This window comes from Methanosarcina sp. UBA289 (assembly GCA_002496565.1).
GTDB lineage: Archaea > Halobacteriota > Methanosarcinia > Methanosarcinales > Methanosarcinaceae > Methanosarcina.
In genome coordinates, this window is record DAKJ01000017.1 from 258,956 (window position 1) to 278,789 (window position 19,834).

Consider the following 19,834-nt stretch of genomic DNA (forward strand, 5'->3'; position numbering starts at 1 on the left):
TCACTTAAAAATATAAAAGTAATTATAATAAGGATCGGTTAATAAGAAATCCCTGAACTGGGATGAAAAATAAACAAATTAATTTCAAATAAACAAATTAATTTCTATGTGCCTGAATATCAGAAAAAAGTATAAGGAAAAGAAAACCGGTTTTGATCTCTTGATTATGGTTTATTACTTGTCCATCCTCCCTATTAATACAAGAACCTATTATGAATCAGCGTTCGCTTTGTAAAGGCTGCCGTCATAAAAAGAACGAGATGATTGCAAGTATAATAAAGATTATAACGAGCCACTTTGCAATCTCCATTGAAAAACCGGCAACTCCCCGCGCGCCCAGTATATATGCGATCAATGCCAATATTAGAAAGGCTACAGCAAGTCCTATCAAATCCGGTATATTTCACTCCCCCAGTGAGTATTTAGCTAATAAATTAATTATTAGATTAAAGGTATTTATAATTTGACTGTCAAATTAAGTCGCTTTGTTATAAATAGAGATCTTTTTTTAATTGAAATCACTCCTTTTAAGATTACATATACGTATTCTAAATCCTTCCTGTTTATTACAATTAAACGGCATCGAGTTCTGTAATCAGACACAGAAATGAAATTAAGCAAAGGTAATTGAATAAATATCAGGATCTAATACTTCATGAAAACACACTATATACCTTACTGTTAAAATAAAACAATTGAGTATTATACAAATATATAAAATGAAGATAAAGAAATGTATAGAAAGATAAAACAAGAAAATAAATGCAGAAGTAGACAAGGTAAGATAAAGGAAAAGAAAGGAAGATTCAGGAAGTATAAAAAGAAAATTGAAAGAATTTACAGGACAGATAAGATTATGAAACAATCCTTCTGGCTTCGATATAATATCTCTTCTCATTTTCCTTTCCAAGGGAAAAGGATTTCCTTGGGAGAACTCCCTTCTTTTTAATAAGAGGAAAGAAGTTGCTCTTTTTTAATGGGGGGAGGAAGAAACCAATATTACCCTGTTTTTTTCCAAGTTTTTCCACGACTTTAGGATCATGTTCATATTCAATTGAATAACTGTCAATTATCTCATCAAGAGTCTCAACCTCAAGATCGTACATAGGATTATCAAAAACCAGCACACCAGATCTGTCTTTTGTAGTAAACCCTATTGAATGTCCTGTGAACGGAAAATCGGCATTTAAAGGACAGTCCTTAGTTTCTTCAATCCTTGCATTGAATTTTTTAAGTAGCTCTTCAGGCTCAATTCCACTGACAACTCTGTGAATCGGCTCAAAGGAAAGACCAGGATCGTGAACATTTACAAGCTCAACCATTGCGTACCTTGCAGGATGATCGGCCTGTACGGTCCCTTTTATCTGTTCCCAGAAACTCTTTGCAGCAGCAAGGCTGTGGTTTCCATCTCCAACAAGAAGGGGTCCAAGACTAAGGATTTTCTCCGAAATCTCTTTAATTACCTTTTCATTATTGATCCTGTAACCCGTAATATGGCCACCCTTTTCCATAAGATCAAAATCATAAACTTGATCTTCTTCACAAATGAAATCATCTAGATTTCTTGTAACTGAGAAACAGGGATCGTCGTATAATACTAAGATGTGAGAAAGTTCCAGTTCCGCGTTTTCCCTTATCCTCACTCTTGCTGGAAGCCTTTCTTTAATAGTGCCTTCTGTTGGCTTAATAATCGAGTCGGACCCGTTGAACTGATATTCTTCCAGATCAACTGCCACCACAAGCCCTATTCTTTCCTTACCTGAGACCAAACGTCTTACAAGAATAAAGCAGGGGCCATGGTCAATAAGAACTTTTTTGTAATCACTTAGAGATTTATGAATCTTACTTATTCTATTCTCATCTAAAGGAAGATATATTTCCGGACAAATTAGATTTAACGTAGAAGGAGCGTTTCCAACAAATTCTTCAACTCTTTTCCAGTATTCCAGATCCTGAGTGTGCTGATCACAGGCAATCACTGCCCACTTATCCCAATTATCTTTTGGAAGAAGAATGCGAGGAACATGTAAAACCATGGTAAGTTAAAATAAGAGAGAGAATATAAAGATTTCTAAACCCCTTTTCTGAATGTGCAGCTTAAAGAAAGTTGGAGAAAAAATAAGCTTATTTTACTATGTCATATCCGGCACTTTTCCATGCAGTCATGCTACCAAGCACATTATATACGCTATTATAGCCATGCTTTTTCAAAATTGAGGCTGCTATACTGGAGCGCTTGGAACTATCGCAATAAATGATTACCGGAGATTTTTTGGGGATGGTGCCCAGATTTTTCTCAAGCTCGCCAATATATATATGTTTAGCTCCTTGAATGTGCCCTTCATCCCATTCTTTCTTTTTCCTCACATCCAGAAGTGTTATTTCCTCTTTCTTTTCCAGTTTATTCTTCAGATCATGGACAGACATAAAATTAAATCCATCTACGGGTAAGGCTTTCATGTACCAGGCTGCAATTCCACCGTTTAAATAACCCGTGATATTGTCATAACCCAAGCGAACCAGATACCTTAAAACGGGTTCAAGCGACTCTTTTTCCTCCAACACGAGGAGTATTGGTTTATCATAGGGAAGCACCCAGCCGGCAAAGGAAGGTATTCCTCCGAGCCAGATACTGTAGGAGTTTCTTATATATGCTCCTCCAAAAGAGTGGGGCATGCGCGTATCCACGATTATTGCCCCTTTTTCCATTTCTGCTCTGAATTGCAAGGGTGAAAGCAACTTCGGAACTGGTAGACCATGCAGCAGAGTAGGGCCCTCCCGATTGTATTGCTCCATCTTCTCGAAGTAAGGAGGAAATTCGAGCTGCTCTTCAAGTTTGAACTTGATAAATTCTTCCTTGTCGGTTTTCTGCAGAACAGGATTCTGGATACGCTCAAGTCCAAGAGTACTGTAGTCCCGTTTGGCAATCGCTCCGCCGCAAACCGAGCCTGCGCCATGCGCAGGACATAATATAACTCCATCTCCCAGGGGAAGGATTTTGTTAAAAATGCTGTCATAGAGGTTTGATGCCATTCTTTGGGCTTCCTCCGAGCCATAAAGATCAGTTCTTCCCGTATCTCCTACGAATAGGGCATCTCCTGTAAAAACCATTACAGGCTCTTTTCCTGTATAAAGGTCTGTCAAGATATAGGACATACTCTCGTCTGTATGGCCCGGAGTATGCAAAGCAGCCAATCTCATTGAGCCAAAATCAAACTTCTGGCCTTCAATTAAATAGTTTCCATATTTGAACTCCACTCCATGACCGTGATAAATCTCTGCATCTGTAAGCTCCTTCAATTCCAGGGAACCTATTACATAATCCTCATTTCTGTGAGTTTCAAAAATATATTTTATGTTCATACCCTCTCTTCTGGCAAGATCGACATAGATCTGACAGTCTCTTCGAGGGTCAATAACTATGGCTTCATTTTCCGAGCCAATAAAATAAGAAAGATGAGCCAGACCTTCCGATTTAATGCGTTCGAATTTCAATCTAAACCCCTTCCTCAGTTATATTTATGAGAATTCTGTACTATTGCAGGTTTCTCTCTATCTAATTAGAGCCGCATACTTCATATTTCTTATGAAAAATTACATTTTCCAGAAAGCTATTTAGAGTAAAATTCTAATATTAAAATAAAACAGAAAAATAATAATAATAATATTAATAATAATAATAATAATAATAATAAAGGTGTAATTATATTAGTAATATGTATTAGATAATATTTCTAGAAAAATAATATTAAAAAATATAATGGATGATGGAAAAAATTAATGAGTATAACCAGAAACTTGGTGTAATTGAAAATGAATCCTGTCAGCTTCTCGTAATTTTTCCCATATCTACATGAGATTCAGTTTTTATTTCAACTTTTATTCGAACTCTCCTACAGTTATTGAGTATTCGAAACTGTTTGTGTTTTTCGGGAGAATCGTAAGTTCCCAGGTTCCGATTGTTCCGGGCACTCTATATTTTTCTATATATTTACTGCTGTCACTCTGATAATTTGAATCATCTTTTATTGCCCAGATAGGTAAAGCGTATCCCTGAGAATATACGGTACCACTCTCAGTGGCCTTCACAAGGGTCAGATTAACAGGGTTGGAATTGCATGTTAGGTTCATTTCAAAATATGGTTCTTCTTTTTGAGGAGAGATGCGAACCAATGCATTTTGGTCATAAGTTTCAGCCGAAACTTCAATCGTTATCGGATCGTCAGTTGTGGAATTAAAGGTTTTTACGTAAGGAACTGTAGGCTGTTTATCAACCATAAAGCTCAGGCCTATTTGAGGGACGGATCCGTCATTCTCATTACCATCAGCGTTCATTTCGATGAAAGCACCATAACTTCCGCTTGCATTCTCCGGAACTGGTACCCTTATGGTCATATTTGCGATTTCATCGGCTTTTATGATTGAAGGTGCAGAGATTTCTATAATGTCATTACTAAAAGCAGGTTCTTCAAATGAATAGTCATATATCTCATAGTTCATTATTTTCGGATCAATAGTGACATCTTTCCCTGCTACATTTTTAATTTGTATCGAGTATACATATTCTTTCCCAGGCTCAATGGTATCAGAAATATAACTTGTCTGAAGCTCAAGTTTTGGACGGACAGGCACTGAGACCCGAAGGTACATCGCATTGACATATAGAGAATCACTATATTCTTCAGTATATTCTTGGATGTATATAGGATCATCATATTCTTCAGGATAAGTATCATTTGTGAAGGCTATCTGTGCCTCATATTCCCCACTTTCCGTACCCTCGGGAATATTTACGTCGATGGCAAAATTCTGCTTTACACCAGGGCTTACCGTTACGTTTTCAGGGAAAATTGTAACCCAACTTTCGTTTACTTCATAATAATAGTCAGGTGTAGCTATAACTTTCGGGGCTATGTCTAGGGTTTCATTACCTTCGTTTATGAAACTGACATTGAAGGTTTTATTTTCTCCCGGCATGAGATATACCGAATAATAGGTTGGTTTTATATCGTGTACGGTGTAATTTCCGTAAATTTCTTCTAGCCCAGGAACAATATCACTTTCGTAAGTTCCATTCTCATAGGTTACTGTTCCATTAAGATCTTCTGGCTGAGCAAATGCAGCCGGTAACAATATAAGGCAAAGCAATAAACTTAGAAACTGGGATGCTACCTTCAACGCTGTACTTTTACTCATATTTCTGGCTCCTTTCTTCTGTAAGGAATATACACATCTAACTGACGCACTCAGGGACTCCAATCGCCTGCAAATTTGCAGTATAAGATTTTTGCTTAATAAACTATAATTTTTAAACAAATTACAGGGAATGGATATTTTTCATAATGTGCATATTTTGATTATGTGTCCCGCTATAAAATACTTATGGAAATTGTAAATATTTGGAGATTATAATCAAGCTCGTAAATCACCACTGAAAACTAGTCATTGAAAGAGAGGTGAACTATTAAGACAAAGATAACTTAAACATTATTAATTCAATCAAAAAATCATTATTGTTCTTATCTAAGAAGGAATTACTGCAAAAATCAAGCACTTCTGGACAATATAATAGCCGACAGGAAACATAATATGTAGATTTTAGGTGGCTTTTTGCTGCATAAATCCATATTATTTGACAAACTCTTGACGTACCTCTCAAACTTCTCAGAATCTAAAAGAAAAAATAGATTTAGTAGCTGTCCCAAGGAATAACTTTAAGTATTTTCAATAAGCACGTCAATATAAAAAGGAATTCCTCAATAGCAGATTAATTTATTGAATTGATATATCCATGTAAATTTCTTCAGATAAGTATCCTCTTGTACAATGTTATTTATTATTTAAATATAATTATAATATCGTACTTATATGTGATACTTATTCGTTGCACAAATTATAATTCTTTTTTCAGAAGGGCATATATTTTTTATAAGGGTTATATTTTTGGCCACTGTTAACTGCCTGTCCATACCCATGAATAGGCATGTGCCTGCTTTTTCAGGTAACCTTTCGGGAGGTTTCCTTTTTCTTTTCCAAAAGCACCCATAATTTTTTACATTCACTAGGTGTCAGCCCGATTTGATTAACAAGATATTCTTCCGTTTTCTGGTTCTTTACCGTGTCTTTTATCAAATGGCTTATTGTATCCCTATGGTGCCCTGTTATTCGTTCAATACTTCGTATCCCATTTTTTTCAAGAAAAAGCCGATATATCAATCTAATCTCATCTGCGGACAGATGCTTGCGATAAACAGCGGTACCTTTAGTATCCATAAAAAACTTTCCACAATGTTTACAATAGTATCGCTGGTGTCCAGTCTTATACTTTCCTCGCTTTATAATAGCTTTTCCTTCCACCCTGAGATAATATTTACATTCAGGATTTGGGCAAACAGTCTCATTTTGGCTTTCAACTGACATAATATAATCAATAAGTTGTAACTTCAATAATATATTTATTTTGCTCGGTTCCGTTTCAAACATTCTCTTTTAGACAGATTCTTAGTATAAAGAAAATCGTTATTCAAAACACATTATCAGATTAACTCATGCAATTATATAAATAAAATTCCCTCATATTCATTATATTTTATTATATATATTATATTCTCTCATATTTTATTATTTATGAAAGGAGAAAAGTGTTGAGTCCTTTCTTTTGACAATCAGATTTATCTAAGCTTTGATACCTCAAGATTATTCCAAACCATAAAGACATCCTTTGCTTTCATTAGCCCGGAAAAAGGAAAAACATGCTTTTAAAAACTCAGTGTCCACACATAGCACTGTTAAAATTTAATCACTACTTTTGTATAGCCGTCTGCACGTTGAGAAAACTCTCTGTAAGCGGCAGGTGCATCTTCAATAGAGATCCTGTGACTTACTATAAAGCTTGGCCTTGCTATGCCTGCAATTATCATATCCCTGAGCATTAAAATTGTCTTCTTCACTGGGGTCTGCCCTGTTCCAATGGTTAAGCCCTTTTCCCACAGCTGTCCAAGTATTTTTCTTTTTCATTGCATCTTTTGACAGGTTCTGTTCCAATGGTTAAGCCCTTTTCCCACAGCTGTCCAAGAGGCAGGATATATTCCCATTTTGGCATATCCAAAAGCTCCTCCAGCTATCTCAGGATTGACGGTCAGACAAGCACTTGTAAAGCCCCAAACACAGTTCATACAATGCCCACAGGCAACATTGAAGGTAACGACCACTCGATCTCCTTTTTTAAAAGAAGTCACGGCACTTCCAACTTCTTCTATAACTCCAACAGGCTCGTGCCCGAGTACTTTACCGGGTTTTGCAACAGTCCTTCCTTGATACATATGAATCGCTTCCGCAAATACCACTCGAAGTAAGCCTGATTATAGCGTCTCCTGGATGCTCTATCTTTGGATCAGCTACCTCTTCTACAGTCACTTTATTTGGTTCTTTACAAACTATAGCTTTCATGAAACACCCCACAACTTCATGAAGGTTCTCTGCCAAGTCTTGTGCCTACTGTGTCTGTAATCTACTTTAAAAGGCAGAGAAGTCTCTATAAGGATAAGTTTATAAGGATAAGTTCATAATCATTATTTTATATTAACAGTTTTTATAAAATTGCTTAAATCTATTTATTTGTTGCAGAACCTGATCTAAGGGTTTCAAATTATATTCAGTGTTTTTGGAGTAGAATGGAATTTTCAAGTTACCTTACAACTTAAAGCCGGATTCAAAATTAGAGAATCACTTAGAAACCGAGCAAGAGGCAAATGGAGAGAAATATACTACCGTCAAAGAAGTGAAGATAACTTCTGCTAAATAAACTAAAAAATACAGAAAAGTTTCTAAAATTTTCTACTTTTGGTTATATTCTATTTTTGATTTAATATCCTATCTTTTGATTCAGTTTTAGGATTTTTATGTTCTTTTTAACACTCAATAAAGGATTTTGAGCGTAAAAGGAAAAGCTTTTACTCATTAAAAAGTTCTGATAAGTTCTTTACTATCTTTACATACGGATATTGCAAAAATTCAGTTTCTTTTGTCGTTCCTGTAGTCACTGCCGCAAAATCAACATTTGCCGCTAAGGCTGTTTTAGCATCTATCAGGCTATCTCCAATATAGAGCACATTATCCCGTTTTTCGTTAAGGATGTCAATTGCAAGTAATAGCCCTTCTGGAGACGGCTTGGGTACTTCAACATCCTCTCCTCCTACAATAATATCTATTAAGTCCAGACCCCCATGCAGGTTTAAAGTCTCAACTATTCTAAAACGATTTTTTGTAGTTACAATACCTGTGTTGAGCCCACTCTTTCTTAATAACTGTAACGTGTTTAGTGTGTCGGCATACAGTATGGTATCTTTAGACATTACTTCGTTGGCCTTTTCCCGAAACAAGCTTAAAAAACGGTTTATAAAAATCTCGTTTTCATTATTTGTTAGCTGGACAAATGCTTTATTGAGTGGTAATCCGACGGTCCTCTTTATACTTTCATGGTCAAAGGAGGGAATATCCAGCTTGCTGAAGGCATAGTTAAAACTTGATATAATACCTTTTGTTGTGTCGGCCAATGTGTAGTCAAAGTCAAAAATAATAGTAGTATATTTCATCTTTCCCTCTTGAATTCTGCTGCTGTAGAATCCTGCAACAGTGACATAAAGCCCTGCTGTATTGACATAATATCTTTTCGTCCAAAAAGAAAGGTTTTTTATTTATTCGTTATATTGATAGGATTAATATTATTGGAACTGAGAATACAAAGTAAGAGTAAAATTCAAAAGAAATATACACATTATTAAGTAACCAAGACAAGCATAGTCTTATTAGCACTTAAACGACTGTAGGTATTCTGTATATTATATAAAGGAATTTACAGCATTTACAATAAAACATATTATTTAACAGGTAAATGTGAACGTTCTATTAATAACAATCTGCTGAGGGAAAGTTGATTGATAAACCAACCGTATAAAAACTGGATTAAATTAGGTGGAATTTTGCTGGCAGTCTTTATTATAGTAGCTTTGACATTAACAACAGCAAGCTTAGTGGGTATGAAAACCCCAGACTACCAGAAGGGCTATGAAGACGGCTACCGAGCCAGCTACCAGGCCGCCTTCGATAGCAAGTATTATGATGTCAAAGCAGGTTTAGGTGAGAACCGAAGTTACAACGAAGGTTACGTACATGGCTATGATGAGGGCTATCCTGATGGCCAATTAGATTTAGGAAGCCGCCAGCAACACAAAGCCATTCAGGAAAGCGAAACAAATGTCATCACCAGCCAGGTTATCGATGCCAGTCAGAATCATAAAACTAATCAGAATAATGAAACCAGTAAAGATAATGGGACTAACAAAAGTGAAACCAGCAATAGTGAAACCAGCCAGAATAGTAAAACCAAACAGGGTCGCCAAATAATCTTCAACGGTGAAGATTAAGGTGACTGGGTTATAAAATCCAAAAACAGATATCTTCAACTCTTTCCTGACTTTTGCGTCGATTGTGTCTTTAAAAGCAATGCGGCAGTAGCAAGACCGTTGGGATATTTTTCAGAGATTTACAAGAATTTATTAATAGGACATATTAATTATCTTTTTATGCCTATCGAAACAAGAGAAATCTCTGTCACTGGAAAAAAAGACTGCGGAATTGTTGATATCACCGAGATTACCTCCGAAGAAGTAAGAAAATCAAAAATAAGAACTGGAACGGTTACGATCTTTTGCATTGGTTCAACCGGAGCAATAACTACGATGGAGTTTGAGCCAAATCTTTTAAAAAATGTTTCTGAAACGCTTAATAAGTTAATCCCCCTGGACAAGGATTATCATCACCATAAGACCTGGGGAGATTATAACGGAGGCTCTCATTTAAGAGCTATGCTTATCGGCCCGAGCCTTACAGTACCTTTCGTTGAAAGAAACCTTACTCTTGGAACCTGGCAACAGATTGTGTACATTAATTTTGATAGGATTGAGAAAGTAAGAAAAATAAAACTGCAGATTATAGGTGAGTCTTGAACTGCTTTATTTCCCTAAAAGAGCGATTGCTTTAAGTATTGATTTTTTAAGGTCATTTACAAAAAGTTATTTCGTTAAAAGAACCATAACTATAAGACTGATTTTGATCTTAAATTTAATCTTAATTATCATCCCAGGCTGCGTAGAACATTGGAAGATATTGCAATTCCCATGCAATTGTCCAGCATCACAGAAGAAATAATCCCTATTACCTTCCCTGCCTGCAGGATAGGAGAACCGCTATCTCCCGGTTCTGGCATATCAAGGCATCGAAAACCTAGATAAAGCAATGAAACTCCGGAATTAATTACTCTGCACCGGATAATATGGATATTATTGACAAGAAATGCTTCCTCCAGTTCAGCTGCACTGCCAAGCTCGGTAATTTTAACTATACATTCAGGAGGAATCTCTATTAGGGCTAAATCATAGTCTTTCAAAATTTTCGTAACAGCGAGTTTCATTCCATCAACTGTTAAATGATCTCCTTCCCCTTTGAATAAATGAGAAACCGTAACCATGTAAGGCAATCCTTTGAGCGAAATGACAGCACCGATGGTACAGCGCTTTCCATCGTAGAAAAAAGAGCCGCCTGATTTTATCATAAGCTTCATTGACCTGCCGATTTCACCTGGGCCTGGTTTATGGTTATTTTCGGTTTTTACAGTAATTTATGCTTCGACTATATTTAGCGTTATATATTTTATATAGAATTAGCTCGTGTCTGACATAGAGAATCAGAATGTTTTTGAATTTGAAAATGTAAGCAGTACATTGGTAGGTTTCCGGATCTCCAATTATGTGAGTAGTATCAATGTTCTTCGATGTCATCTTCATTTCATTACCGCAAACAGGAGTGCAGGTGGGCATGTCCTTGATTTCGAGTTTGAGAATGAAACTGCTGCTCTCGATATAAAAACAGCCTTTTTTATGGAACTTCCCACGAGCGACAGCTTTTCAAAAGTAGAATTGAGAGAAGACTTAAATTCAGAAATGGAAACTGTAGAAAAAAGAGTTTGAGCTTTAACCTAAGCCGGATTCAAGCTCATGATAATTTAATAAACTGAGCTTGAGTTCGCGCATTATATATAAATCTCGATATAACTCAGATAAAATCAAGTATTATTCATCGAAAAAATAGAATACAATTATTTTTCTAAGAATTATTTTCAATGTAACTGTTTTAATGCGGCCAACAGTCCTGCCAACAAATTTGCCAATAATTAGATTTTTGATCAGTTAAAGATGAGCGTAATTCTTGATATAACTCGTTAATTCAGAACCAAATTCCAGATTAAATTAACTGAAGTTTCAAATACATTTCCCATATTATAATGTTCTCCACAATATGGAGAAACCGTCCCATCCCATATACTACCATACTATTCCACGGCCAAAAACATGACTTCTTCTTAGCCAATTTTTTAGCTTTAATTTGGCTCTGAATTTTAGTTAAATCAGGAGACGAGTCATCCAGTACAAAAGCATATCCCAAAACCAATTTTAGTCTCAAATCATTAAATTTTTAACATTATTTTCTTGAGTCATTTCTAAAACTTAACTGATTATTCGTAATATATGATTCAAAGAATTAATTTGGGGTTTTGGGATTAGCTTAATGCAAAAATACTGTTTCCAATAATTAGAAATGAAAAGTAAATTTATAACTTTTTCAAATCTATTTAATAACAACATTCTTATGAACCCACAACTTCCCAACACAACCATTACACTTGATAGTCAAACAACTAATATAATAACCAGTCTTTGAATACTTATGTACCGGATTTTTTAGTGCTGGAGTAATTTTTGTTCCTTCGAGATGGGTTCCATCTCCAAAGTCCCATCTGATATATGTCTCTTTACCCTTTGATAGATCCTTAAATTGTACAATTCGTGGGTCACTTGAAGAAGCGGCTACTGCCGTATAATCAATATGATTATTCCCGCAGGATAGCCGGGCCGTTGCTGGAGGAGTTCCTGCACCGAGAGGAGTTGGGGTTACAGTACATTTTGCAGAGGCTCCTGCAGACAACAAAGTCAATATCATTAATACGGTGAAAACAGATACTGTTATTTTCCATATAAACTTTCTATTATTTTTCATTCTTTCCTCCTGCTTTTTTTTAGTTTTATTCGGGAACACCCGTAATAAAAAATCACAGGGGAAATTAACATATAAGCATACTTATTTCCAGGAAATTTAATAAAAAATGAAGGCAAATTTAAAGCTTTATAAACCTTTACTTTCCAATCTAAAAGATTATAACACTATAAATCCATTTAATACTCTTCTCAATTCTTACAAGCTTAGAAATAAGGATTATTGGAAGGTTATGTCATACTAGGTCTTAAGACAGTTCTTTATTTTCAACAAGAATCGCCGAAACCTTCACAATTTAATAGAACTCCATCTATTTTGAGTTCAGGCGCATTTCCTTTTAAGGTATACCAGAGACAAAGCCATGATCCAGAGTCTTCTCTATCATTATCAGGGGCTAAGCTTTACGGGTCTGGAAATGGATCAGATTAAAAAAGTCTAATTGACTGGGGGATTTAAGAAAGATAGAAATTAAAAAATGGGAAACGTATTAAGAAGTTCTGATTTGCAAAGAAAGATTATGATGCTTCAACGTGTTTTGTAGAGGGTTCAAAGCCAGTCTAATCAAAAGCATTGGCTGAACTGCAGGTTGACTTTGGTAACACTCTGGTTCGGAATCCTCAAGGTAACCAAGGTATATATTTAGTAGGTAGGATACTTCAACCAAGCGTACTGACCGTAGTTACCTGGAAATTTACTTCCGAGGTTGTCCAGATTAAGAAACCAATGTTACTTTGCTATAACTTGGCCGGCTTTTTACTGCTTTTTTGAAAGAAAGCCTACTGTCTTCCAACTGCCTTCTTATCGCCAGGTCCACAATTTTAATGAGCTCATCCTGGGGCACCGAGGTTACGGCAGAAAGCACTTTTATTCTGGACAGTACGTTTTTTTCTTTTTTGAAAATTTCTATCTCCGGAATTCTGTGGGCTGAAGTCACACTTCCCTTTACAAAGTTTTCTTTATGAGCAAATGAGAGCTTGATATGCCCTGTAAATTCGGAATTCAGTTCTTTTACTCTATTCTTTATATTATTCAAGATCTGCTCCGAAACCGAAACTGCAGTCTCAAGAGAAATTTCCTGCGAAGTGATTTCAAACTCAGATGAATAAGCCGAAACTCCGGACATTTGAATTGAATTTTTCCTGCTCTCTGTTATTTCTTTCTTGCTGGTTTCGTTCAGCAGCTCGAGCAATTTATCAAAATTTTTTCCTCCCTGCCTCGCCGAAAAATGGAGCATTTTTGCTTTCGGGTTTAATTTGCGCAGGAGCAGGCAGATTTCCAGGAGTTCCTCACAATTTATAAGTTCTACTTTATTGATACCCAGAAGCTCAGCCTCTTCTATCTGGTTTTTCATGAAATTTTGCAGCTCGCCTTTCTCCTTACTCAGAATGCCGGCATCCACAAGATTCACTATTGGAGCAAAAGTTATTTTCGAGATTCCCATACTCTCGATATTCCTTTTTATCTGCCCCGGGAAAGCTATTCCTGTAGGCTCTATTATAACAGTGTCAGGATTGTAAGAGGCAATGAGATTTCTCAGAGTGTATTCCATGCTGATTCTCAGAGTACAGCAAACGCAGCCACTTGTAATTTCTCTGGTTTCAATCTTACCTTCCGAGATCGTATCCCCATCAATCCCTATTTCTCCGATCTCGTTAACGATAACTGCCGTTTTCTGCCCCTGTTTTCCCAGGTGTTCAACAAGTTTTCTTATCAGTGTGGTTTTCCCGCTTCCTAGGAATCCCCCTATTATTATACATTTCATGCATTCACACCGTCCATAAGTTAAGTAAGAATCTGAAACTCTCTCCGCGTAAAACAATACCTCCAGAGAGCTTGGAGCTTAGATGTACTGTCATTGGCCAGATTGTTTTTTGCATAACTTCATTCAGTACCGCTCTTTGGAACTTGTCAGGATTTGCGGCTTTTTTGGCTTTAAAATGGCAAAATACGCCTGAAAGCCGCTACTCTGACATTTGGCTCATTATTCTCTTCGCCTGGAGGTTTGGCCCTTTGACTATTGAACTTTCTTTGGGTTCGATCTGTTTTTTTCTTTTGGGTTTGAGCCGTTTTTCTTTTGGGTTTGAGCTGTTTTTCTTTTGGATTTGAACTGTTTTTTCTTTTCAGGAGACACATTAAAAATGGCAAATTTGTGTCTCTCTGAAATGTTTTTTCTTTTTTATTTTTAGGAGGTAGATATCAATGCATTTGAGAGGGAATTTGCATTGCTATCATTGTGATTGTCAGGATTTGCGGCTTTTTCGGCTTTAAAATGGCAAAATATGCCTGAAAGCCGCTACTCTGACGTTTGGCTCATTATTCTCTTCGCCTGGAGGTTTGGCTCTTTGACTACTCAACTTTCTTTGGGTTCGATCTGTTTTTTCTTTTTTATTTTTAGGAGGTAGATACCAATGCATTTGAGAGGGATTTGCATTGTTATCATCGTGATATCATTTTTTAGGGATAATTTCGTCTATTCTGAGTACGTTTCTTGCTGTTTCTGTGGCCGCTATTATTGCAAGTTTTTTTACTGCTGCCGAATCGTATACCTCTGGTCCTTTTTCGGTAACTTTTCCTGAAATGTCTATTCTTGCTTCAATTCCTTTTGAATATGCATTTCTCATCTGTACCAAAGCATCGATTGCATTCATTCCCATATTACGTGCCAGAATGGTTGGGATTTTTTCAAGGGCATCTGCATAAGCCTGCACTGCAAGCTGTTTTTTACCTGTCTGTGTTGCTGCAAACAGCCTGAGCATATGTGCGAGCTCAAACTCGATTGCGCCTCCCCCGTTTACAATTTCCTTATTTTTCAGGAAGAAAGCCGCATTATTCAGGGCGTCGTCGACTGCTTCTTCAACCTTGTCAAGTCCATATTTCACAGGTTCCCGGATCAGAATAGAAGCAATTGCCTTTTCTCTGACAGCAATAAACACAAAATTCTCCCCATTCTTCTTTTCAACCCTTATAATGTCTGCTTTACCAAGATCGTATGGGTGGATCTCATCATGCTGGGTCATCAGAGTCGTGCCTGTAGCTTCTGCAAGCTTTTCGAGGTCTTTCATCTTTAGTTTCTTGAAAGCCAGGATATTATTGTCTCGAAGCAGGGTTTCTATATACGGATCAATGTCCCCCTCAGAAAATAGCACATTTGCACCCGAATTTATGATTTTCCGGGCAATTTCCCCACACATTTCCTTTTTCCTCTCCTCAAACAGGATTGAAGTCTTCACTGAATCCATTTTGAGATTATGCTGGGGATTTAAGTATCCGCTCTTTATCTTGAGGTCATAATTTGTAATAAGGACTGCCGGATTTTCGAACGTTTTTGGCATATCCTCTCTTGCAGGGTTTTCATCCAGAATCAGGCCTTCAAGGGCAAAAACTTCGGTTCCGCCGGTTTTTTTGAGCACTTTTACGTTTCTGTTAAGATCAATCCTTCCTGACTGCATCTCGTTCAAATGCTCAACAACTTTCAGGACGATATCAGTTACTGCTTCTGCCTGTTTTTTTTCAATACCTTTTCCTGTTGCTGAGCACAGGATTGTTGTCCGCACATCTTCTTCCGTTGCCTGCTTAACACTATACTGGATCATCTCGTACGTTTTTTTCAGGGCAAGCTCATATCCTTCTATAATGGTTGTTGGGTGTACACCTTGTCTTATCAGTTCGATTGCGTTTTTTATAAGGTTGCTTGCTAAAATAACAGCAGTTTTTGTTCCGTCCCCGCAGGCTTTATCCATCGACTCGGCAAGCTTTTTAAGTGTGGTCACAATCGGGTGGAGCACATCCATTTCCTTCAAAATTACCTTGCCATCACTTGTGACAAAAATATCCCCTACAGGGTTTATTATTATTTTGTTCATGCCTCTTGGACCAAAAGACGAGCCCAGCAAATCATCGATTTCAGTCGCTGCTCGTTCAAGCTGGTCAATAAGCCCGTCTTCTTTTACAGGCTCGTCAATCAAGATTTTCTCTCGAACTGTTCGAGCAAGTTTTGCAATACCATCTTGGCTTTCAGGAGGAGTTGTTTCTAATTCGCTTGCCATCTTTTTTCCCTGCTGTAAATTCAACCTGTTTTCTCAAAGCAACTCAGATTCTATCTAAACACAATTAATCCGGGTTTCAAAATCACTATGATTGGGAACACTTTTCAGCATATTCTAAGTAATTCTCAGGGCTTTTCATTGTCAGATTCGTTTTTATAGGCGGCCCGGAAAATGAAAAGACTGTAAAGGCTGACCTTACAGGGCTTGATCCATATTCGTAATTTATAGGATGGGTCTCAATAATCGAATAGTGAAAAAGAGAATTCTCTGACGAGCAGCCATGCTCTGGCTTGCAGGCTTTAGGAGAATATGCCAGAATCGAAATCCTTTTCCTTTCTGCAGGTTTTTTCGGGCATTTCATCCAGTTTCACCTCTTCCAGAATTAATTAAGAAACTCTTTTTCCTTTCTTCGGGAGTCTGCATGCACTCTATAACTAAAAATACAGGATAGGCTGAAAGCCTATCCTTTTATGCACAAGTAGAAGCCCACTTTTCTGTAAAACCGATTTTATCCCATAATTTTCTTGTAGATCTCCGGGCCCTTCTGTGCCACGGTATAGGTTTGGGCAGTAATGGAATCGCAGGGAGCTCCTGGGGGTACTTCACAACCTGTTGCAATCGCATATTTGGACTGCATTCCGTTTTCTTTAAGGGTTTGAAGTACGCTCTCCTGAAGCGCAATTGTGTCGGCCTTCATTTTTTCCAGGCCCTCTGGGCTGTTATCAAGGAAGATAATTGGGCTGACTTCACCGGCAAACATAGTTTCCTTGCCGTAATTGTTGATCAGATATTTGTGGTCTTTGGAACCTTTATTGACCTCATCCGGATAGAAAGTGTAACTGTAGTACTTTGTATCCCATTTGTTGATAAGATCCCAGTGTGGGGCATCGGAACAATTGTGGATAACGGTCGGCTTGTTATACTTCTTATAGAGAGGTGCAATCCTGTTCTGCATGACCTGACCTTCGGACTTCATATATTCATCAGCGCTGAGGATGACATTATTTGTCCACAGGGTAACCATACAGAGATTATCAGGCTGAGCTTCCTCGAACATACCTTTCATGATCTCTTCAACATAGGTGGTAGTCTTGTCAAGAGCCTTAAGGACAACATCCGGGTTGGTTCTGAGATCGGATAGTACACGAGTTGCTCCCATGATCTGGGTAAGAGCCACCATTGGGCCTTCAATCAGGGCTGTCATGGGTGCTCCAAGAGCGTGTGCCTTCTCGGTTGCGAGTTTATTGCCCTGGATAAGGTTATATGCACGGGTGCCTTCCTTGATTTCCGGAACTTCCAGTTTTTCATAGTCTTCAAGGTGTCCTATAGCTGCAGGGGTATCCTCCTCAGGGTACCTGATAGTTGCTCCGAAATCTGCTGCGTCAACACAGAGATCGGTCAGTCCCACGAAGGTGTCCATATTGAAGTATTTGATACCTGCTTCCACACAAGCTGCATATTTTTCGGCCTTTGTAGAGTAGTCAACATAACTGCAGGGCACGAATTTTCTAGATACACCGCAAGCAAGGGTTGCAATCGGAAGCCTATCGACTTTCTTATCTTCAAGTGAGGCGGTGAACCTCTCTGCCTTTGTCATGGTTTCATTTAACTTGGGGATAACGGAGTCAAATTCTGCCATAACTTTCTCGGCGGTTACAAGGCCGATATCGATATTTTCTTTTACTCCTTTCTGAGCAAGGGACTCTTTATACTTCATTTTACTTTCTACAAGTGCGGATTCGCTCCAGGCATTCTCCGAAATCTCGCTGACAAGAGCGGTAAGGGTTTCGACTGCTGCACTTGCATCAAGAGCTGTGCCGTCTGCTCCGATGGATTCTGCATATTCTTTTGAAACAGGTGCACCGCCTACCATAACCACAAGAGAATCCCTTATACCTTCTTCCTGAAGCTGTTCGATAACAGTTTCCATTCCTCCCATTGTGGTGGTCATCAGGGTGCTCATGGAAATTGCTGTTGCTTTGTTTTCCTTTGCAGCCTCTGCAAATTTTCCAAGCGGCACATCACAGCCAAGGTCAATCATATTGAAGCCGGCTGCAGTCATCATTGTCTTAACGAGGTTCTTTCCTATATCGTGGACGTCTCCTTCTACAGTGCCTATAATTACGTTCTGGGGAGCGGCACTTCCATCTACCTTAATGTAAGGGGTGAGAATTTCCATTCCTGCATACATTGCATCGGCTGCAAGAAGAAGACTTGGCACGAATGCTTCTCCCTTTTCATACATATCACTTATAATCTTCATGCCTTTTGCAAGCCCGTCAACGATTGCCTCATACGCATCAAGTTCTTCTTCAAGGACTTTTTGTGCGAATTCTTCTGCAAGTTCTTCGTCGCCTTCAACTACAGCATCAGCTAAAGCGTTTAATATTTCATCTTTTGCCATTGAAAATCTCCTTTTTTCTTAAAATCCAATCTGGCAGAGAACTGCCTTTCTTTCAGGATCTCAATTTTGTTGTATTTAGATCCTTAACGGGCTCCACATCCCGTTAACGTAAATTCACACTCATAAGCTTTTTAAGCCACACAATAACCATTGATAAGTATGTTTTTCATACTATGTACAGCGTTTAAGGCATTTTCCGGATTTAGCTCCAGAAACTGTTATCCTTTTACTCAATGATTATCAGTTAGAGATTCTCTCTATTGTATATAGCTTAACTGATGTTGCTTTTCTATCCTCGAGCAATATTTTTCTCCTTTAAAAAATAAGCTTTTTCTGAAATATCATACTTGCCCGATTTTTCCAGCATATTAAATTCTCAATATACTAAAAATATTATATTTCCCAGATGTTTTTATCCTCAGCTTTTCTGCCGGAGGTGGCGACTTACAAGGAGATTGCAAAATTCCCCAGGTTCGAAAAAAAGAAGGCCTTAAATATTGAAGGGCTTTGAAAATTTTAAGGCTTGGCCCGTGTATTAAAGGATTAACTTGTAATTCAATATACAGAAATTAAGAATCCTGAAGAGCTAATCTTGCTACAAGTCAATAGCATTTATAAGATTCGGTGAAAATCAATAAAATGGCTCCTCACACCAGTCTCGTTCTCTCTTTTCACCTATTGAAAAGAAAAATAAAAGCATGAAGCAATCAGTAGGAGCAAAACCACTCACATTTCCGGCCCTAACATGGGTTATCGGTACCTATGACATGAACGGAAAACCAACTGCCATGACTATAGCCTGGGCAGGAACCTACTGTTCGAACCCTCCATGCATCAGCATATCCTTAAGAAAAGCGACTTATAGCTATCCTGTATTATGGAAAACAGAGCATTTACGGTCAGCATTCCGTCAGAAGAATATTTAAGGCAAGCCGATTACATAGGAATCGCAAGCGGAAGAGATGGATATAAGTTTGAGGCAGCCTGCCTTATACCGGTAAGAAGCGAGCTTGTGCCTGCCCCATAAGTGGGAGAGTTTCCGGTCTTAATAGGGTGCAAACTTCTGCATACCCTTGAGATAGGACTTCATACTCTCTTTGTAGGAGAAATTCTGGACATCAAGGCCGATTAATCTGTACTCGATGAAAAAGGAAATCCAGATATTAGAAAATCAGGCCTGCTATATACAATTCTGGAAATGGAGACTATTATGATATGAGATGTAAGCTTGGAATAGCTTTTTCGATAGGAAAGGAATGCTAAATGAAAAAGC

The 19,834-nt window shown here is 37.7% G+C and carries 20 protein-coding genes; 5 read left to right on the forward strand and 15 right to left on the reverse strand.

The features are described 5' to 3' along the window. Positions 1–244: 244 nt before the first annotated feature. The 9 genes from BP549_RS07320 to BP549_RS07360 all read right to left on the reverse strand — a co-directional run bounded on the left by BP549_RS07320 (position 245) and on the right by BP549_RS07360 (position 8,594). Complete coding sequence (locus BP549_RS07320; RefSeq protein ID WP_349682355.1) at positions 245–391, reverse strand: DUF1328 family protein; 147 nt, start codon at positions 389–391, stop codon at positions 245–247. Between the two features lie 463 nt (positions 392–854). After that, positions 855–2,036 (reverse strand): DUF1015 domain-containing protein, encoded by a 1,182-nt coding sequence (locus BP549_RS07325; RefSeq protein ID WP_292379455.1) that lies wholly within the window; start codon positions 2,034–2,036, stop codon positions 855–857. 88 nt (positions 2,037–2,124) lie between these two features. Then, complete coding sequence (locus BP549_RS07330; protein WP_292379458.1) at positions 2,125–3,495, reverse strand: MBL fold metallo-hydrolase; 1,371 nt, start codon at positions 3,493–3,495, stop codon at positions 2,125–2,127. A 384-nt stretch (positions 3,496–3,879) separates the two neighbouring features. After that, positions 3,880–5,196 carry a hypothetical protein gene (locus BP549_RS07335; protein ID WP_292379461.1) on the reverse strand — a complete coding sequence of 439 codons (1,317 nt, stop codon included), beginning with the start codon at positions 5,194–5,196 and terminating at the stop codon, positions 3,880–3,882. Positions 5,197–5,997: 801 nt separating this feature from the next. Beyond that, the gene (locus tag BP549_RS07340; RefSeq protein ID WP_292379463.1) at positions 5,998–6,420 is read right to left on the reverse strand and encodes an IS1/IS1595 family N-terminal zinc-binding domain-containing protein; all 423 of its coding nucleotides are present in this window, start codon (positions 6,418–6,420) and stop codon (positions 5,998–6,000) included. 441 nt (positions 6,421–6,861) lie between these two features. Beyond that, a complete protein-coding gene (locus BP549_RS07345) occupies positions 6,862–7,017 on the reverse strand; it encodes a hypothetical protein (RefSeq protein ID WP_292379464.1) in 156 nt (51 codons plus the stop codon). Beyond that, positions 7,014–7,322, reverse strand: a complete 309-nt coding sequence (locus BP549_RS07350) for an alcohol dehydrogenase catalytic domain-containing protein (protein WP_292379465.1) — start codon at positions 7,320–7,322, stop codon at positions 7,014–7,016. Before BP549_RS07350 ends, BP549_RS07345 begins: the two co-directional genes overlap by 4 nt. Beyond that, positions 7,288–7,449, reverse strand: a complete 162-nt coding sequence (locus BP549_RS07355; RefSeq protein WP_292379466.1) for a hypothetical protein — start codon at positions 7,447–7,449, stop codon at positions 7,288–7,290. The genes BP549_RS07350 and BP549_RS07355 overlap by 35 nt, the downstream gene beginning before the upstream one ends. Before the next feature lie 503 nt (positions 7,450–7,952). Further along, positions 7,953–8,594 (reverse strand): HAD family hydrolase, encoded by a 642-nt coding sequence (locus BP549_RS07360; RefSeq protein ID WP_292379467.1) that lies wholly within the window; start codon positions 8,592–8,594, stop codon positions 7,953–7,955. A gap of 342 nt (positions 8,595–8,936) precedes the next feature. Between BP549_RS07360 and BP549_RS07365 the strand changes: the two genes are divergently transcribed. Both BP549_RS07365 and BP549_RS07370 read left to right on the forward strand, forming a co-directional pair. Continuing rightward, positions 8,937–9,425 (forward strand): hypothetical protein, encoded by a 489-nt coding sequence (locus BP549_RS07365; RefSeq protein ID WP_292372235.1) that lies wholly within the window; start codon positions 8,937–8,939, stop codon positions 9,423–9,425. Positions 9,426–9,584: 159 nt separating this feature from the next. Continuing rightward, positions 9,585–10,007 carry a secondary thiamine-phosphate synthase enzyme YjbQ gene (locus BP549_RS07370; protein ID WP_292379469.1) on the forward strand — a complete coding sequence of 141 codons (423 nt, stop codon included), beginning with the start codon at positions 9,585–9,587 and terminating at the stop codon, positions 10,005–10,007. Positions 10,008–10,135: 128 nt separating this feature from the next. Here the strand turns inward: BP549_RS07370 and BP549_RS07375 are convergent, their stop codons facing one another. After that, positions 10,136–10,621: a serine protease gene (locus tag BP549_RS07375; RefSeq protein ID WP_292379470.1), complete on the reverse strand. Its 486-nt coding sequence runs from the start codon at positions 10,619–10,621 to the stop codon at positions 10,136–10,138. Between the two features lie 106 nt (positions 10,622–10,727). On the opposite strand from BP549_RS07375, the gene BP549_RS07380 reads away from it, so the two are divergent. Continuing rightward, entirely contained in the window at positions 10,728–11,027 is a 300-nt protein-coding gene (locus tag BP549_RS07380; protein WP_292379472.1) for an acetolactate decarboxylase, read from the forward strand. A 658-nt stretch (positions 11,028–11,685) separates the two neighbouring features. On the opposite strand, the gene BP549_RS07385 is transcribed toward BP549_RS07380, so the two are convergent. The 5 genes from BP549_RS07385 to BP549_RS07405 form a co-directional block, all read right to left on the reverse strand. After that, positions 11,686–12,114 (reverse strand): PKD domain-containing protein, encoded by a 429-nt coding sequence (locus tag BP549_RS07385; protein WP_292379474.1) that lies wholly within the window; start codon positions 12,112–12,114, stop codon positions 11,686–11,688. 709 nt (positions 12,115–12,823) lie between these two features. Beyond that, positions 12,824–13,873 (reverse strand): GTP-binding protein, encoded by a 1,050-nt coding sequence (locus BP549_RS07390; protein ID WP_292379476.1) that lies wholly within the window; start codon positions 13,871–13,873, stop codon positions 12,824–12,826. Positions 13,874–14,558: 685 nt separating this feature from the next. After that, positions 14,559–16,157 carry a TCP-1/cpn60 chaperonin family protein gene (locus tag BP549_RS07395; protein WP_292379478.1) on the reverse strand — a complete coding sequence of 533 codons (1,599 nt, stop codon included), beginning with the start codon at positions 16,155–16,157 and terminating at the stop codon, positions 14,559–14,561. A gap of 85 nt (positions 16,158–16,242) precedes the next feature. Further along, on the reverse strand, positions 16,243–16,518 hold the full coding sequence (locus BP549_RS07400; protein ID WP_292379481.1) for a hypothetical protein: 276 nt from the start codon (positions 16,516–16,518) through the stop codon (positions 16,243–16,245). Between the two features lie 147 nt (positions 16,519–16,665). Further along, positions 16,666–18,561: a uroporphyrinogen decarboxylase family protein gene (locus BP549_RS07405; RefSeq protein WP_292373475.1), complete on the reverse strand. Its 1,896-nt coding sequence runs from the start codon at positions 18,559–18,561 to the stop codon at positions 16,666–16,668. A gap of 788 nt (positions 18,562–19,349) precedes the next feature. On the opposite strand from BP549_RS07405, the gene BP549_RS15785 reads away from it, so the two are divergent. Next, a complete protein-coding gene (locus BP549_RS15785; protein ID WP_349682360.1) occupies positions 19,350–19,487 on the forward strand; it encodes a hypothetical protein in 138 nt (45 codons plus the stop codon). Beyond that, positions 19,439–19,588 carry a hypothetical protein gene (locus BP549_RS07410; protein ID WP_292373477.1) on the forward strand — a complete coding sequence of 50 codons (150 nt, stop codon included), beginning with the start codon at positions 19,439–19,441 and terminating at the stop codon, positions 19,586–19,588. The genes BP549_RS15785 and BP549_RS07410 overlap by 49 nt, the downstream gene beginning before the upstream one ends. Positions 19,589–19,834 lie beyond the last annotated feature (246 nt).

Coding starts and splice junctions, on each gene's coding strand:
- BP549_RS07325 (WP_292379455.1), bottom strand. CDS start 2,036: ATGGTTTTACATGTTCCTCGCATTCTTCTTCCAAAAGATAATTGGGAT.
- BP549_RS07335 (WP_292379461.1), bottom strand. CDS start 5,196: ATGAGTAAAAGTACAGCGTTGAAGGTAGCATCCCAGTTTCTAAGTTTA.
- BP549_RS07340 (WP_292379463.1), bottom strand. CDS start 6,420: ATGTCAGTTGAAAGCCAAAATGAGACTGTTTGCCCAAATCCTGAATGT.
- BP549_RS07345 (WP_292379464.1), bottom strand. CDS start 7,017: ATGAAAAAGAAAAATACTTGGACAGCTGTGGGAAAAGGGCTTAACCAT.
- BP549_RS07350 (WP_292379465.1), bottom strand. CDS start 7,322: ATGTATCAAGGAAGGACTGTTGCAAAACCCGGTAAAGTACTCGGGCAC.
- BP549_RS07355 (WP_292379466.1), bottom strand. CDS start 7,449: ATGAAAGCTATAGTTTGTAAAGAACCAAATAAAGTGACTGTAGAAGAG.
- BP549_RS07360 (WP_292379467.1), bottom strand. CDS start 8,594: ATGAAATATACTACTATTATTTTTGACTTTGACTACACATTGGCCGAC.
- BP549_RS07370 (WP_292379469.1), top strand. CDS start 9,585: ATGCCTATCGAAACAAGAGAAATCTCTGTCACTGGAAAAAAAGACTGC.
- BP549_RS07375 (WP_292379470.1), bottom strand. CDS start 10,621: ATGAAGCTTATGATAAAATCAGGCGGCTCTTTTTTCTACGATGGAAAG.
- BP549_RS07385 (WP_292379474.1), bottom strand. CDS start 12,114: ATGAAAAATAATAGAAAGTTTATATGGAAAATAACAGTATCTGTTTTC.
- BP549_RS07390 (WP_292379476.1), bottom strand. CDS start 13,873: ATGAAATGTATAATAATAGGGGGATTCCTAGGAAGCGGGAAAACCACA.
- BP549_RS07395 (WP_292379478.1), bottom strand. CDS start 16,157: ATGGCAAGCGAATTAGAAACAACTCCTCCTGAAAGCCAAGATGGTATT.
- BP549_RS07400 (WP_292379481.1), bottom strand. CDS start 16,518: ATGAAATGCCCGAAAAAACCTGCAGAAAGGAAAAGGATTTCGATTCTG.
- BP549_RS07405 (WP_292373475.1), bottom strand. CDS start 18,561: ATGGCAAAAGATGAAATATTAAACGCTTTAGCTGATGCTGTAGTTGAA.
- BP549_RS15785 (WP_349682360.1), top strand. CDS start 19,350: ATGACTATAGCCTGGGCAGGAACCTACTGTTCGAACCCTCCATGCATC.
- BP549_RS07410 (WP_292373477.1), top strand. CDS start 19,439: ATGGAAAACAGAGCATTTACGGTCAGCATTCCGTCAGAAGAATATTTA.